A 14,159-nucleotide genomic window follows, 5' to 3' on the forward strand; every position below is an offset into this window, starting at 1 on the left:
TCCCGCTGTTTAGTTTGAAATTACCCCCGCGTTTGAAATCTTGTCAACCAACAGGGCGGCCGTCATTTCCTGGGTTTCGCTCCCAGTCCTGTTTATTAGGTGCTTGAAAGCTGTATGACATTTGATGATTATCCGCTTTGGCGTAAAATGATTTTTATTTCTGAGGTGCAACTATGCGTGTCCCTGGTTTTGTCAGGCTCAGTCTGCTGTCGGCGACTTTGCTACTTGCTTCAGGCGTTAACGCCGAAATCTACAAATGGGTCGATGAGAATGGTCAGACTCACTACACGCAACAGCCGCCCGCATCAGGACAGGCTGAAACCATCCAGGTCCCGCCACCACCACCTATAGATGACACAGCTGCTGAAGTTCAGGAATTGATTGAGCAACAGGAAGCCGCTGAAAAATCAGCCCGGGAAGCAGAACAGGAACAGCAACAGGAAGCAGAGCGACAGGCGGCTATACAGAAAAACTGTGAGATCGCACAGGCCAACCTGAAGTTGTATCAGGATAATCCCGGACGACGAATGATGGATGAAGCAGGTAACGTTTACCGGCTCACTGAAGAAGAAAGACAGCAAAAAATTGAAGAATCACGGCAACAGATTGAAGAGTTTTGCCAGCAATAAAAGGAGAACGAGATGCCTTATCTTAATATCCGCACCAATCAGGAAGTGAAAGACGAAGCGACATTGATGAAAGTCGCCAGTCAGACTGTATCGAAAGCCTCCGGCAAACCGGAAACCTATGTCATGGTCACCATCGATCAGCAAAAACCCATGCTGTTCGGTGGCAGCGATGCACCGACCGCCATTCTCGATTATCGCTCACTGGGATTGCCCGGCGACAGACAGGGCTTTTCCGATACGCTGTGTTCATTGATCAACGAACAACTGGGGATCGATGGCAGCCGGATTTATATCAGCATGACCGATTCAGAGCGTCAGAACTGGGGCTGGAACCACAGTACCTTCTGACCATTTAATCTATTACTTATTGAGACTGACACCGCCTGCTTCCGGCGGTGTCGTTTTTGCTACACAGGAATAATAACAAGCGATGCGTGCCTCTAACCTGCTCATTTCCACTCTCAAAGAAACCCCTGCCGATGCCGAGATCGTCAGTCACCAGTTGATGCTGCGTGCCGGTCTGATCCGTCGTCTGGCTTCTGGTCTTTACACCTGGTTGCCAATGGGGTTGAGAATTCTCAGAAAAACCGAAGCCATTATTCGTGAGGAAATGAACAACAGCGGTGCTCAGGAAGTATTGATGCCCTCTGTGCAACCGGCCGAGTTGTGGCAGGAAAGTCAGCGCTGGGAAAAATATGGTCCGGAACTGCTGCGACTGGTTGATCGCCACCAGCGCGATTTCTGTTATGGCCCCACCCATGAAGAAGTCATTACCGATCTGGTGCGCCAGGAAATTCGTAGTTATAAGCAACTGCCGGTCAATTTTTATCAGATTCAAACCAAGTTCCGTGATGAAATCCGTCCCCGTTTCGGGCTGATGCGTGCCCGTGAGTTCCTGATGAAAGACGCCTACTCTTTCCACCTGGATCAGGCCTCGCTGCAGCAGACGTATGACGATATGTATGCAGCCTATTCACGGATTTTCAGCCGTATCGGTCTTGATTTCCGTGCTGTTCAAGCTGACACCGGCAGCATAGGCGGTAATGCCTCGCACGAATTCCATGTTTTGGCCAGCTCCGGTGAAGATGCGATCGCTTTCAGTGACAGCAGTGATTACGCTGCCAACGTCGAACTGGCGGAAGCTGTCGCACCTAATGGCGACCGCCCTGCAGCCAGTGAATCCATGACCAGTGTGGATACGCCACAAAAACATACTATTGAAGAAGTCAGCGAATTTCTGAATAAACCGGCATCACAGTGTTTAAAAACCCTGCTGGTTGAAGGCGCTGAAGAAGGCAGTGTTGTGGCACTGGTACTGCGTGGTGATCACGACTTGAATGAAATCAAAGCTGAGAAACACCCGCTTGTTGCCTCCCCTCTGACCTTCGCGACACCGGAACAGGTGCTGGAAAGCTGCGGTGCCAACATCGGCTCCATTGGTCCGGTGGGACTGACTATTCCGGTACTGGTCGATCATGCCGCCGCATTTGTGGCTGACTTTGTCTGCGGTGCCAATGAGGATGAAAAACACCTGACCGGTGTGAATTGGGATCGGGACCTGCCGGAACCACAAACCGCTGATCTACGTAACGTGGTGGCCGGCGATCCGAGCCCGGATGGTCAGGGCACACTGGAAATTGCCCGCGGTATCGAGGTCGGTCATATCTTCCAGCTGGGCGATAACTACAGTAAGAAAATGAATGCCGTGGTGCTGACCGAGTCCGGTAAATCGCAAATCATAACTATGGGCTGCTATGGCATCGGTGTGTCACGGGTTGTGGCCGCTGCGATAGAACAGAACCACGACGAGCGAGGCATTGTCTGGCCCGAAGCCATTGCCCCATTCCAGGTTGCGCTGGTGCCGGTCAATGCGCACAAATCTGCGCGCGTCAGGGAGAAGGCCGAGGAGATCTATCAGCAACTGACTGCGGCCGGTATCGATGTCCTGTTTGATGACCGTGGTCTGCGTCCCGGCGTCGCTTTTGCCGATATGGAGCTGATGGGGATTCCACATCGCCTGATTCTGGGTGAGCGCGGTCTGGATAACGATCAAATCGAATACAAAAACCGTCGAACCGGTGAAGGCGAAGACTTCCCGCTGGCTGACGTCATCAATGCTATTAAACAGAAACTGAGTTGAATCAGCCCATGAGTTGCATCAAACAATCTGACCTTATCGACAGCGTCGCCGACGCCCTGCAATTCATTGCCTGCTATCACCCGAAAGATTTTATTCAGGCGATGAGCCAGGCCTATGAACGCGAACAATCCCCGGCAGCGCGCGATGCGATAGCTCAGATCCTGGTCAACTCAAGGATGTGCGCTGAGAACAACCGTCCCATCTGTCAGGATACGGGTATCGTGAATGTCTTTGTCAAAGTCGGCATGAACGTGCAGTGGGATGCGGAGATGAGCCTGGATGAGATGATCAACGAAGGCGTCAGACGCGCGTATATGCATCCGGATAATGTATTGCGCGCCTCGGTGGTTTCAGACCCGCTGGGCAGCCGTCAGAACACCAGAGACAATACCCCGGCGGTGATTCATACCCAGATTGTGCCCGGAGATACGGTCGAGATTCAGATCGCGGCCAAGGGCGGCGGCAGCGAGAACAAGGCTAAATTCACCATTCTTAACCCGAGTGACAGCCTGGTCGACTGGGTGCTGGAGACGGTACCCAAGATGGGCGCCGGCTGGTGCCCGCCGGGCATGCTCGGTATCGGTGTCGGCGGCACCGCGGAAAAAGCCATGCTGATGGCTAAAGAGTCGCTGATGCACCCTATCGACATCCAGGAACTTATTGATCGCGGTCCACAGACAGCGGCTGAAAAACTACGTGTCGAGTTATATGAGAAGGTCAATAATCTCGGTATTGGTGCCCAGGGCCTCGGTGGTCTGACCACCGTGCTTGATGTCAAAATCAGCGACTACCCCACCCATGCGGCTTCACTGCCGGTGGCAATGATTCCCAACTGTGCGGCCACCCGGCATATCCATTTCAGTCTGGATGGCAGCGGTCCAGCCGAATTCGAACCACCGAGCCTGGATGACTGGCCGGATATCACCTGGGAGGCGGCCGAGAACACCCGTCATGTCAACCTCGATAGCGTCACTCAGGCTGATATCGAGCAGTGGCAGCCGGGTGAGACATTGCTGCTCTCGGGTCATCTGCTCACCGGACGCGATGCCGCGCATAAGAAGATCGCAGATATGCTGGCGCAGGGAAAACCTTTACCCGATGGGCTGGATTTTCACAATCGCTTTATTTACTACGTCGGTCCTGTCGACCCTGTGGCAGGCGAAGTGGTCGGTCCTGCGGGTCCCACTACCGCCACACGCATGGATAAGTTCACAGAAATGATGCTGGGTAAAACCGGTCTGCTGGGCATGATCGGCAAAGCCGAACGTGGTGAGGCGACCATCGAGAGCATTAAAAATCATCGGTCTGTGTATCTGATTGCTATTGGTGGTGCTGCATATCTGGTCTCCAAAGCCATCAAATCATCCCGCCTGATTGCCTTTGAGCAACTGGGGATGGAAGCGATTCGCGAATTTTATGTTGAGAACATGCCAGTGACGGTGGCTGTCGACAGTCACGGTGACTCAGTGCATCAAAGCGGCCCGAAAGAATGGCGGATCAAGCTTGAAGGGCTTACAATCGATTCATAACCCGTTGAGAAGGAAACAGTCATGTCGCTTGCCATTCCACTGCATCTCCTTGCTGCCGTCATCTGGGTCGGAGGTATGTTTTTCGCCTACATGGTGCTGCGACCCAGCGCTGCCAGCCTGTTAGCGCCTGAGTCACGCCTGCCATTGTGGAGTCAGGTGTTTAAACTGTTTTTCAACTGGGTCTGGGTGTCGATTGTTACCTTGCTGATCACCGGTTTTTGGATGATTCATCTGCTGGGCGGCATGGGCGGCGTTGATGGTGTAGGCGTCCATGTCCATGTCATGCTGCTGACCGGCATATTCATGATGCTGATTTTCATGCATGTTTTTTTCAATCCATTCAAAAAACTGAAATGGGCCGTCGCGGAACATGACTGGATCGCCGGTCGCAACGCCCTGACACAGATCCGTAAGCTGGTGCTGCTTAATCTGATTCTGGGTCTGATTACTATCGTGATCGGTGCCTCCGGACGATACTGGCCGGTCGCATGAGATTGACGCAAGCTGGGACACTACTCCTGCTGGTTCTGCCTGTGATGGCAACGGCTGAAACCATTAAACGTATTCAGAATGCGGATGGCAGTGTCGAATTCAGTAATGTCGGCGCTAACGCCGGCCAGCACACCATCATCTATAAATCTCAGAGCGGTGAAGGCTTTGTTTTTTCCGATCAGAAACCGCAACACGGCAGCTTTGAAATTCTCAAGTACAGCTGTTTTGCCTGTAATCCTGACTCCAAAATCAACTGGCATACAATCAGCCTCAATAACGCCGCTTATTCTGCAGAGGTCAAACGCATCGCGATGAAATATGAGGTTGATCCGGCTCTGGTTCGTGCCGTGATTCATGCCGAATCCGCCTTTAATGTTAAAGCGCTATCCAACAAAGGGGCTCAGGGCCTGATGCAACTGATGCCGGGCACAGCCAAAGATTTGGGTGTTCGCAATGCTTTTGATGCCAACCAGAATATAGAAGGCGGCGTGAAATATTTAGCCGGGCTGCTGAAACAGTTTGACGGCGATATCAAGCTGGCTATCGCCGCTTATAATGCCGGTCCCAACGCGGTTAAAAAGTACAACGGCATCCCCCCTTATGCTGAAACCAAGGTCTATGTAGAACGCGTTGGCATTCTGCATCAGCGTTATCGCCGTGAAAGTTAAAAGCACTAAAAAATTATTGAATGAGCATGAAGCGCTCACGCATTCCACCATGCAGAAAGTCAGCTCTCATGTGCAGCGTCGAGACGGAGACTGGGTGCTGAACACGGTTTTGGTTGAGGGTCAGGAAATCCCTTTCAAATATAAGCGCCGCAAACTGTACAAGTCGCTGAAGGGCGCACGCGTCGATATGATTTATTACCCGGACACGGAAACCATTGCCGGCATGGACTTCCCTTTCATGCGCGTGGTGAAGATCAACCTATCCTGAGCCCGGCACTGTCAGCGTCAGCGTTCCCTCGCGCTGTGTCATATCCAGGTGCTTCATAAAACTCATCCCCAGCAGTACCATGTCATCGGGCATATGCGGGTTGATACTGGCCTGAATGTTGTTCAGGGTAATGCCACCCAACTGCACGCTTTCCAGTCGGGTCTGATAAACCGCAATCACACCATTTGCCGTTGATACCATGCTTCGAGCACCTTTCTCCAGGCCAACGGCTTCCGCCACGCCCTCGGGGACACTGACATGGGTCGCGCCGGTATCAAGCAGGAAATCGACCGGGTGACCATTGATCAATCCCGGTGCCAGATAATGGCCGGCGCGGTTACGCTCCAACACCACTTCACCACTGGCGGACTCAGTACTCAACAGTGCGTGATTGGGATTGTCACGCTGCAATATCAGTCCATTGAAGAACAGCGTTAAAGACGCCATAAAAAACAGCCAGAACACGACTGTAAGTAGTCTGCCGGAAAATAATTTGGGGGGCTCAGGTGCGCTCATGACTCAGATTTTAACGGTAATCCGTCAATAAGACACCCCGAAAACAAAATGAATCCGGGTCTCTATCCATAAGCTCGTTACGTTAAAATGGACAGGATAATAAGAGAGGTGATTTATCGATACCATCAGTATTCTTGGTAGTGGCTGGCTGGGCAGGCCCCTGGCAGCCCATTTTGCAGCCAAAGGCCATCCAGTCAGACTATCGACCCGGAGTGAAAGCAAACGGGCTGAATTAGAACAGGCTGGCTTTGACAGCTACATCGTCGATATCGATCAGGAAACCACCGTTGACAGGGCGTTTCTGAACGCTGATATCGTGATAATCAACATTACCTGTAAAAACCGGGCTGGATTCCAGCGCCTGATTGAAGCGATTGAACAGCGCCCTGTCAGCAAGGTGCTGTTTGTCAGTTCCAGTTCGGTGTACCAGAACCTCAACCGTGAGGTCAGTGAAGATGAGGGCGCGGAAAATCAGGGCAGTCCGCTATATCAGATAGAGCAACTGTTCCAGGCCTCGCCGGCATTTAAAAGCACCATACTCCGGTTCAGTGGTCTCGTGGGTAAAGGCCGTCATCCGGGTCGTTTTTTCCGTGGCGGCAAGACAGTTAAACAACCTGACGCTCCGATCAATCTCATTCACTTTGATGATTGTATCGGCATCATTGACCGCATTATCGAAGCCAGCGCCTGGGGAAACACATTCAACGGTTGCAGCGATACGCATCCTAAAAAACGTGAATTTTATCCTTTAATGGCCAATCAGGCGGGCTTTCCATTGGCAGAATTCGCTGAGGATGCGACACTGAGCTTTAAGATTGTTTCCAATCAAAAAATCAAACAACAATTGCATTATCAACTTCAGCATCCGGACTTGATGCAACTGAATCAGGAGCATTATGAGTGATTCATCGCGCTGTCCCTGCAACAGTGGATTATTGTACAAAGAGTGCTGCCAGCCTCTGCATCTGAACAAATCAGTGGCTGAAGACGCTGAAAAGCTGATGCGTTCCCGCTACAGTGCTTTTCAGCTGGGTCTGGTTGATTACCTGCTGGATACCCTGCATCCCTCCAAACGCCACCCGGGAGAACGTCAGGCGCTGCAGGAGAGCGTCAACAATACGCAGTGGCTGGGTCTGAAAATTCTCGATCATAAAGCCGCCAATAACCTGGCCGAAGTCGAGTTTGTGGCTTTTTATGAAGATGATCCCATTGGTCAGTTGCATGAACGTTCCCGCTTCACCCGCGAAGCCGGTCGCTGGTTTTATCACGACGGGCTGTTTCTACCTGCGGTGAAACTGGGCAGAAATGAAAACTGCTTTTGTGGCAGTGGTAAAAAGTTCAAACATTGCCATGGCGGCTGATCAGGCCGCCGCCCCCAGATATCGTTTGCGTTTGCTGGCTTTCAACTGTTGCAGGTCAACCATCACCAGACCATCAATGCAGTGGCCGAAGTCAGCATCAATATTAAAATCGATAAAACGGACCCCACCCTTTTCACAGACATCTGCATACTGTTTGTAAAGTGTGGGCACAGTGACGTTCATATGGGCCAGCTGCTCACGTAAGGCAGCAAAATCCTCATCGGCATCTTCACCGGTCAGCGTCTGCCAGACCTGTTGTTGCAGTTCAGCATCGACACTGTATGGTACCCGAGCACTGGCCAGCTTCTCCTCATCGGCAAAATAATGCCGGTAATAACTGACAATCAGCGCCTGGGCAAAGTCAGGATAGCTGTTACTCAGGCTCACAGGGCCGAACAAATAACGTATCTCCGGGTAACGTTGCAGGTAGGCACCAATACCGTACCAGAGATAATCCAGACTGCGCCGCCCCCAATATTTGGGGCTGACAAAACTGCGGCCCAGCTCGATGCCCTGCTCAAAAAAGGGCTGCATTTTGTCCTGGTCGTAACTGAACAATTCTTCACTGTATATACCGCGACTGCTGCTTTGGGACTGAATCCGTCTGACTTCGCCCAGACGATAGGCCCCCGCAATTTCCAGTTCCTGTTCATCCCAGAGAATCAGGTGACGATAGTCACGATCATAACGGTCCAGATCCCGACGTTTCCCGGTACCCTCCCCGACCTGACGGAATGTCAGCTCACGCAGACGCCCAATTTCATGCATCACTGCTGAATCCGGTCGATAGTCGAACAGATAGATTTTCTTGTTATCCGCTGTCTCTCCCAGCAGTTCTGCCTGCTGCAATTCACGCTTGATAAAGCGTCTTTCTATCGGGTGGGCGATCGTCTGTTCAGTCTTGAACAAAGACTTTTTGCCTTTTGCTATCCGGTAGAGGTGGCGACGCAACAGCTTGGCTTTTTCCGCTTTGACCAGTGGCAACTGCTCAATTTGCTGATAGGGAATCGTTTCACCTACCCGCATAGTAATGTTCTTGGAATTTTTGTTGAACATCTCATGTGCCAGCATCATTCCTGAAAGCGGTTTGTAGACCATGGAGGCGCTGTAGAACAATGAAGAGTTACGGGCACCGATAAAGATCGGCAGGATGGGGGCGTTGGTTTTCTTTGCGAAATTTAAAAAACCACTGTTCCACTTCCCATCACGCACCCCACTGGGTCGAATCCGGGAGACTTCTCCGGCAGGAAATACGATCACAGCCTCATCATTGTTGAGACTCTCAACAATCCGCGTAACACTGCTTTTACGGGTTGACTTGGACAAATTATCAACCGGCAGGAATAGACTTTCCAGGGCTGAAAAATTCATTAACATATCGTTGGCAACAATTTTGACATCACGCCGGACTTCGCCCACCAGCTTGAGCAAAGAGAGACCGTCCAACGCACCCAGCGGGTGATTGGCGACAATCACAACGCGACCGGTGGCAGGAATATTAATGCGGTCACGGTGGCTGATGCTGTAACTGAAATTAAAGTAATCCAGCACCTGATCAATAAAATCAAAACCACGCAGATCCTGATGCAGATTCAGGAAATGATTGACCTCGTGTTCGTGGGTGATTTTGCGAAGGAACCCTAGCGTCGGTTTTTTCAGCCAGGGACGCGTGTGCTGGAACCGGGGAAATTTCTGCTGGACTGCCTGTTCGATATTGAGCATCGTTTCTCTCTTGCTTGCCTGTCGATGGCAAGCTTAGAGCGATGCTGTTACCGCATGATGGCAGTTTGATGACGCTTAGATGACAGCATCAAGCCGTGCTGGACAACTCAGTTCCCAAAAAACAGATACCAGCGGAAGCCGGTGGGAGAACCGGCGTCATGGCTGCGAGTCGCAGCCAAAAGTGATTGATTGTGGTCGCTGAACTACCAGCCCAATTCAGGCTGCCTGTACCGGAATGGAGTGACGCATGTGCGTGATATCGTTGTTTTCGTCGAGATAAACCAGGGTCGGTTTGAAATTCTCGGCTTCATTTTCGTCCATGCTGACATAAGCACAGATAATGATGCGATCACCCGGCGAAGCTTTGTGCGCAGCAGCACCATTGACGGAAATAATCTTGGAACCGTCTTCAGCGCGAATGGCATAGGTGGTAAAACGTTCACCATTGGCGACGTTATAAATCTGGATTTGCTCGTATTCGCGAATACCGGCGGCTTCCAGAAATTGACCATCGATTGCACAGGAGCCTTCGTATTCCAGTTCGGAATGGGTCACACAGGCACGGTGCAGTTTGGCTTTTAAGAGTGTCAGTTGCATAGCGGACAAATCTTGTGGGTTAGCCCAATATTATCGCTTGTTAGAAAGACTCAGGCAAGGTCACACAGAATATTATCTATCAACCTGACTGAGCCAAGTCGGGCGGCAACCAGAACTCGCAGTGCCGTTTTATCGCCGGTTTGTACCGGCTGCAGATTGTCGGCACGGCGGATTTCCAGATATTCCGGCTCAAATCCCGCTTCCTTGAGTTGAGTTTGAGCAGCCTGAAGCAATGCGTCAAGGTCGGTTTCGCCATTTTCCAGCGCTGTACGTATTGTCATCAACTGCTGATACAGCAATGGCGCCTGTAAACGCTGTTTTGCGGTCAGCAGATTATTACGCGAACTCATGGCAAGGCCACTATCCTCACGTCGGGTGGGCGCGCCCACAATATCCACCGGGATATTAAGATCGGCCACCAGCGTTTGGATCATTAACAACTGCTGATAGTCCTTTTCACCGAATACCGCAATATCAGCCTGAACCATATTGAAAAGCTTGGTGACCACGGTAGCGACCCCATCAAAATGACCGGGACGACCCAGCCCACAAAGCTTGTCATCCATTCCGGGTACATGCACGCTAGTCTGCTTAGCCATTCCCAGCGGATACATGACGCTGTCATCGGGCGTAAATACCAAATCGCAATCGAGTTCACTCAGAAGATTGATGTCTTCGTTTAAAGTGCGGGGGTATTTTTCCAGATCGCGCTGGTCGTTAAACTGCAGCGGGTTCACAAAAATACTGACGACGATGCGGTCGGCCAGTTCTCTTGCTTTCTTCACCAGCGACAGATGGCCCTCGTGCAGATTGCCCATGGTGGGCACAAACGCAATGACTTCGTTATTCGCCCGCCAGGTCTTGATTCGGGTACGTAAGGCAACGGTGCTATCGACCACCTGCATCAGAATTGCTGCTCCGGCGTCGGGAAGTCACCGCTTTTGACATCCTGCACGTATTTGCTGATAGCCGCCTGTATCGCACCGGTATCTGCCAGAAAGTCATGGCTGAAACGCGGCCGCCTGCCCGGCGTCAGCCCCAGCATGTCATACACCACCAGCACCTGACCGTCACAGTCTTTACCAGCACCGATACCGATTACGGGGATAGACAATGCCTGGGTGACTCTGGCTGCAAGGGTGGCCGGTACACATTCCAGCACCAGCATATCGGCACCGGCCTGTTCCAGTTTCAGAGCATCAGCAAGCAACTCATCGGCCGCCTCTTTCTCACGCCCCTGAACAATATAGCCGCCCAACCGGTGCACTGACTGCGGTAACAGCCCCAGATGGGCACAAACCGGGATCCCGCGTGCGGTTAATTCGGCAATCGTATCAGCGATGATCGCACCGCCTTCCAGCTTGACCATCTGTGCACCCCCTTCCGCCATCAGCCGCGCCGCATTGGCGATGGCCTGGCCGGGATTGGCATAGCTCATGAATGGCAGATCAGCGACGATAAACGCTTTTTCGCTACCGCGGACCACATTGGCAGTATGATAAACCATGTCGTCCACAGTGACCGGGACCGTGCTTTCCTGGCCCTGTACCACCATACCCAGAGAATCACCGATCAAAATAACCTCAACGCCGGCTTCCTCCAGCGCATGGCTGAAACTGGCATCGTAAGCAGTCAGTACCGCGATTTTTTCCTGCGCCGCTTTCATTTTACGCAGCGCGGTCAGGCTCAAGCGACTCATGATTATTTCTTCTCTTTAATCGGAAGTGGATTGTAATAATGGCGTCCGCTTTGAATCGTACAGATTTGCTCCAGGAGTTGCTGATAATCCTGTTCGCTGTTGACCAGATCAATCTGCTCAGCATTCACAATCAAAAGCGGTGAGGCATCGTAGTAATGGAAAAAGTCAGCGTAGGTATCAGCCAGCCGTTTCAGGTAGCCTTCTTCGATATGCTGTTCATAGCCGATACCACGTTGGGCAATTCGTGATTTCAGTACCGGCAGCGGTGCCTGCAGGTAAATCACCAAATCCGGGGTGCGATGATGCAATGTGAGGTTGTCATACACCATGTGATACAGCGCCAGTTCGTCATCATCCAGTGAAATCTGGGCAAACAGCTTGTCCTTTTCCACCATGAAATCGGCGATATGCAGATCATTGAACAAATCGTCCTGATTCAGGGTTTTACTGAGTTTGACCCGCTGCATCAGAAAACTGAGCTGGGTGGGCAACGCGGATTGCTTTGGGTAAAGATAAAACTTTTCCAGAAAAGGATTATGTTCCGGTTGTTCCATCAGGGTGGTGCCACCAAAGCTTTCCGCCAGGCGTTTCACCAGGTGCGTTTTGCCGACGCCGATAGGCCCTTCAACAACAATGTAATGATGGGGTAAAGACTGATTCATGACGGCTTGTTTTCCAACGGCTGTAATCCTTCCGGCGGGCAGTTGGCCTTTAGCATGACCAGGTCACCCAGCCCGGGAATCTGCAATGACGGCGCAATTTCCGCCAGGGGATAAATCACAAAAGCACGCTCTGCGATGCCGGGATGCGGCACCGTCAAGCGTTCATCTCTGATGACTTTATCAGCATAAAGCAGGATGTCGAGGTCCAAAGTGCGCTCACCCCAGTGACGCTTGCGGATACGGCCATGCTTTTGCTCAATCTGCTGCAGCGCATCCAGCAGTTGATGCGGCGATAATTCAGTCTCCACCGCCACAACCGCATTGATGTAATCAGGCTGATCCTGTGGCCCCATTGGTGGGCTGTGGTAGAGGGATGATGCTGCGGTCAATGAGGTCGCTGAGATAGATTGAATAGCTTCTATCGCGCTACGAACCTGCTGCTGCGGATCGTCAAGATTACTGCCGAGCCCGATATAAACCCGCATTAGTCATCCCTTTCCGCTTTTTTCGTGGCCGGCTTTCTGCGACGACGGCGACGCCGCGGCTTGGAAGTGGTTTTACCATTACCAGACAGACCCGCCACCATTTTTTCCTGTTCATTGGCCGAGACCTCCTGAAACCGGGTCCACCAGTCAACGATTTCTGACAATGGCTCACCGGCTTCGTGACGCAGTACCAGAAAGTCATAAGCTGCGCGGAATTTGGGGTGTAACAACGCACGGAAGGCGCGCTTACCCTGACGCTTCATCAATCTGGGCTGCATATTCCAGATATCTTTGGTAACCAGACTGAAACGTTTGGGGACAGCCACTCGCTGGACTTGATCCATAATCACTTCAGATGAGGCACGTTGCGTCGCCGGAATTTCGGGCATACCGTTTTCCATCAACAGCTGGGCCCGCTGTCTGACCGGTTCCCATAACAGGGCGGCAAACAAAAACGCTGGTGTAACCGGTCTGTCATCATCAATACGGCGGTCGGTGTTTTCCAGTGCCTTCATCAGCAAGGTACGGGGATAACCGTCTTTTTCTTCATGCAGCAGGGCGGCTGTTTGCGGGTACATTTCATCAAACAGGCCGTAGTGACACAACAGTTCGTGGGTAACGGCAGCATTACCGGTCAGGTACAGCTTCAGCGTCTCATCGAACAGTCGCGCCGGGGGAATATCCGCCAACAGAGCGGCCCATTTGAAAATGCCCTCCTCAGTCTGTTTGTCCAGCTTTAATCCCAGCTTGCCGACAAAACGAATGGCCCGTAGCATTCTGACCGGGTCCTCCCGATAACGGGTTTCGACATCGCCAATAAGCCGGATCAGACCGGCATTGAGGTCATCGATGCCGCCGGTGTAATCGACGATGGAGAAGTCACGGATGTTGTAGTAAAGCGCGTTGATAGTGAAATCACGGCGCCAGGCATCCTGTTCCAGCGTGCCGTAAACATTGTCCTGCATGATCCGGCCCTGTTCGTCCACATGGTTACTGGCTTCTGGGGGGGCACGGAATGTGGCGACTTCAATGACGTCACGGCCGAAACGGACATGAACCAGTTTGAAGCGACGCCCGATTAGGCGGCTGCGGCGAAACAGGCTGTGCACCTGTTCCGGTAAGGCATTGGTGGCAACATCAAAGTCTTTGGGTTCATGCCCGAGCAGCAAGTCGCGTACACAGCCGCCGACCAGGTAGGCTTCATAGCCGGCGTCTTTGAGTGTGTAGAGAACATTCAGCGCATTCTGGCTGATTTGCTTGCGCGAGATGGTGTGCTCACTGCGTGGCACGATAACAGGCGCCTGAGGACCACGACCTTTAGTGTCGTTTTTGCCTTTGACCAGTTTGTTAATGAATTTATTCAGAGACAGCATAAGCCGGGAATAATACCA

General features: G+C 52.0%; 17 protein-coding genes. 9 read left to right on the forward strand and 8 right to left on the reverse strand.

Annotated features, from left to right (window positions below; all coding sequences use genetic code 11):
* Positions 1–173: 173 nt before the first annotated feature.
* The 7 genes from OMQ46_RS16245 (at position 174) to OMQ46_RS16275 (ending at position 5,726) form a co-directional block, all read left to right on the forward strand.
* On the forward strand, positions 174–629 hold the full coding sequence (locus OMQ46_RS16245; protein ID WP_266238547.1) for a DUF4124 domain-containing protein: 456 nt from the start codon (positions 174–176) through the stop codon (positions 627–629).
* A 12-nt stretch (positions 630–641) separates the two neighbouring features.
* A complete protein-coding gene (locus tag OMQ46_RS16250) occupies positions 642–977 on the forward strand; it encodes a phenylpyruvate tautomerase MIF-related protein (RefSeq protein ID WP_266238548.1) in 336 nt (111 codons plus the stop codon).
* An 82-nt stretch (positions 978–1,059) separates the two neighbouring features.
* On the forward strand, positions 1,060–2,769 hold the full coding sequence (locus OMQ46_RS16255) for a proline--tRNA ligase (RefSeq protein WP_266238549.1): 1,710 nt from the start codon (positions 1,060–1,062) through the stop codon (positions 2,767–2,769).
* Positions 2,770–2,777: 8 nt separating this feature from the next.
* The gene (locus OMQ46_RS16260) at positions 2,778–4,298 is read left to right on the forward strand and encodes a fumarate hydratase (protein WP_266238550.1); all 1,521 of its coding nucleotides are present in this window, start codon (positions 2,778–2,780) and stop codon (positions 4,296–4,298) included.
* Positions 4,299–4,319: 21 nt separating this feature from the next.
* Complete coding sequence (locus tag OMQ46_RS16265) at positions 4,320–4,790, forward strand: CopD family protein (protein ID WP_266238551.1); 471 nt, start codon at positions 4,320–4,322, stop codon at positions 4,788–4,790.
* Positions 4,787–5,458 carry a lytic transglycosylase domain-containing protein gene (locus OMQ46_RS16270; RefSeq protein ID WP_266238552.1) on the forward strand — a complete coding sequence of 224 codons (672 nt, stop codon included), beginning with the start codon at positions 4,787–4,789 and terminating at the stop codon, positions 5,456–5,458. Before OMQ46_RS16265 ends, OMQ46_RS16270 begins: the two co-directional genes overlap by 4 nt.
* Before the next feature lie 49 nt (positions 5,459–5,507).
* On the forward strand, positions 5,508–5,726 hold the full coding sequence (locus OMQ46_RS16275; RefSeq protein WP_266238554.1) for a hypothetical protein: 219 nt from the start codon (positions 5,508–5,510) through the stop codon (positions 5,724–5,726).
* Here the strand turns inward: OMQ46_RS16275 and OMQ46_RS16280 are convergent.
* Entirely contained in the window at positions 5,718–6,173 is a 456-nt protein-coding gene (locus OMQ46_RS16280; protein WP_266238555.1) for a retropepsin-like aspartic protease family protein, read from the reverse strand. The genes OMQ46_RS16275 and OMQ46_RS16280 overlap by 9 nt on opposite strands.
* A 199-nt stretch (positions 6,174–6,372) precedes the next feature.
* On the opposite strand from OMQ46_RS16280, the gene OMQ46_RS16285 reads away from it, so the two are divergent.
* Both OMQ46_RS16285 and OMQ46_RS16290 read left to right on the forward strand, forming a co-directional pair.
* A complete protein-coding gene (locus OMQ46_RS16285; protein WP_266238592.1) occupies positions 6,373–7,146 on the forward strand; it encodes an SDR family oxidoreductase in 774 nt (257 codons plus the stop codon).
* Entirely contained in the window at positions 7,139–7,603 is a 465-nt protein-coding gene (locus tag OMQ46_RS16290; RefSeq protein WP_266238556.1) for a YchJ family protein, read from the forward strand. Before OMQ46_RS16285 ends, OMQ46_RS16290 begins: the two co-directional genes overlap by 8 nt.
* Here the strand turns inward: OMQ46_RS16290 and OMQ46_RS16295 are convergent, their stop codons facing one another.
* From OMQ46_RS16295 to pcnB, 7 genes are all read right to left on the reverse strand, one after another.
* Positions 7,604–9,325: a lysophospholipid acyltransferase family protein gene (locus OMQ46_RS16295; RefSeq protein WP_266238557.1), complete on the reverse strand. Its 1,722-nt coding sequence runs from the start codon at positions 9,323–9,325 to the stop codon at positions 7,604–7,606.
* Positions 9,326–9,541: 216 nt separating this feature from the next.
* Positions 9,542–9,922 (reverse strand): aspartate 1-decarboxylase, encoded by a 381-nt coding sequence (gene panD, locus OMQ46_RS16300; protein ID WP_266238558.1) that lies wholly within the window; start codon positions 9,920–9,922, stop codon positions 9,542–9,544.
* Positions 9,923–9,972: 50 nt separating this feature from the next.
* A complete protein-coding gene (gene panC / locus OMQ46_RS16305; protein WP_266238560.1) occupies positions 9,973–10,827 on the reverse strand; it encodes a pantoate--beta-alanine ligase in 855 nt (284 codons plus the stop codon).
* A complete protein-coding gene (panB, locus tag OMQ46_RS16310; protein WP_266238561.1) occupies positions 10,827–11,621 on the reverse strand; it encodes a 3-methyl-2-oxobutanoate hydroxymethyltransferase in 795 nt (264 codons plus the stop codon). The genes panC and panB overlap by 1 nt, the downstream gene beginning before the upstream one ends.
* 2 nt (positions 11,622–11,623) lie before the next feature.
* Complete coding sequence (locus tag OMQ46_RS16315; protein ID WP_266238562.1) at positions 11,624–12,283, reverse strand: deoxynucleoside kinase; 660 nt, start codon at positions 12,281–12,283, stop codon at positions 11,624–11,626.
* Entirely contained in the window at positions 12,280–12,768 is a 489-nt protein-coding gene (folK, locus tag OMQ46_RS16320; RefSeq protein WP_266238564.1) for a 2-amino-4-hydroxy-6-hydroxymethyldihydropteridine diphosphokinase, read from the reverse strand. Before folK ends, OMQ46_RS16315 begins: the two co-directional genes overlap by 4 nt.
* Positions 12,768–14,141, reverse strand: coding sequence for a polynucleotide adenylyltransferase PcnB (gene pcnB, locus OMQ46_RS16325; RefSeq protein ID WP_266238565.1), 1,374 nt, complete (start codon positions 14,139–14,141; stop codon positions 12,768–12,770). The genes folK and pcnB overlap by 1 nt, the downstream gene beginning before the upstream one ends.
* Between the last annotated feature and the right edge of the window lie 18 nt (positions 14,142–14,159).

This window comes from Methylophaga sp. OBS1, from assembly GCF_026319365.1.

Excerpts from the sequence above, each read along its gene's own strand:
- OMQ46_RS16245 (WP_266238547.1), top strand. The coding sequence starts at position 174 with ATGCGTGTCCCTGGTTTTGTCAGGCTCAGTCTGCTGTCGGCGACTTTG.
- OMQ46_RS16250 (WP_266238548.1), top strand. The coding sequence starts at position 642 with ATGCCTTATCTTAATATCCGCACCAATCAGGAAGTGAAAGACGAAGCG.
- OMQ46_RS16255 (WP_266238549.1), top strand. The coding sequence starts at position 1,060 with ATGCGTGCCTCTAACCTGCTCATTTCCACTCTCAAAGAAACCCCTGCC.
- OMQ46_RS16260 (WP_266238550.1), top strand. The coding sequence starts at position 2,778 with ATGAGTTGCATCAAACAATCTGACCTTATCGACAGCGTCGCCGACGCC.
- OMQ46_RS16265 (WP_266238551.1), top strand. The coding sequence starts at position 4,320 with ATGTCGCTTGCCATTCCACTGCATCTCCTTGCTGCCGTCATCTGGGTC.
- OMQ46_RS16270 (WP_266238552.1), top strand. The coding sequence starts at position 4,787 with ATGAGATTGACGCAAGCTGGGACACTACTCCTGCTGGTTCTGCCTGTG.
- OMQ46_RS16275 (WP_266238554.1), top strand. The coding sequence starts at position 5,508 with ATGCAGAAAGTCAGCTCTCATGTGCAGCGTCGAGACGGAGACTGGGTG.
- OMQ46_RS16280 (WP_266238555.1), bottom strand. The coding sequence starts at position 6,173 with ATGGCGTCTTTAACGCTGTTCTTCAATGGACTGATATTGCAGCGTGAC.
- OMQ46_RS16290 (WP_266238556.1), top strand. The coding sequence starts at position 7,139 with ATGAGTGATTCATCGCGCTGTCCCTGCAACAGTGGATTATTGTACAAA.
- OMQ46_RS16295 (WP_266238557.1), bottom strand. The coding sequence starts at position 9,325 with ATGCTCAATATCGAACAGGCAGTCCAGCAGAAATTTCCCCGGTTCCAG.
- panD (WP_266238558.1), bottom strand. The coding sequence starts at position 9,922 with ATGCAACTGACACTCTTAAAAGCCAAACTGCACCGTGCCTGTGTGACC.
- panC (WP_266238560.1), bottom strand. The coding sequence starts at position 10,827 with ATGCAGGTGGTCGATAGCACCGTTGCCTTACGTACCCGAATCAAGACC.
- panB (WP_266238561.1), bottom strand. The coding sequence starts at position 11,621 with ATGAGTCGCTTGAGCCTGACCGCGCTGCGTAAAATGAAAGCGGCGCAG.
- OMQ46_RS16315 (WP_266238562.1), bottom strand. The coding sequence starts at position 12,283 with ATGAATCAGTCTTTACCCCATCATTACATTGTTGTTGAAGGGCCTATC.
- folK (WP_266238564.1), bottom strand. The coding sequence starts at position 12,768 with ATGCGGGTTTATATCGGGCTCGGCAGTAATCTTGACGATCCGCAGCAG.
- pcnB (WP_266238565.1), bottom strand. The coding sequence starts at position 14,141 with ATGCTGTCTCTGAATAAATTCATTAACAAACTGGTCAAAGGCAAAAAC.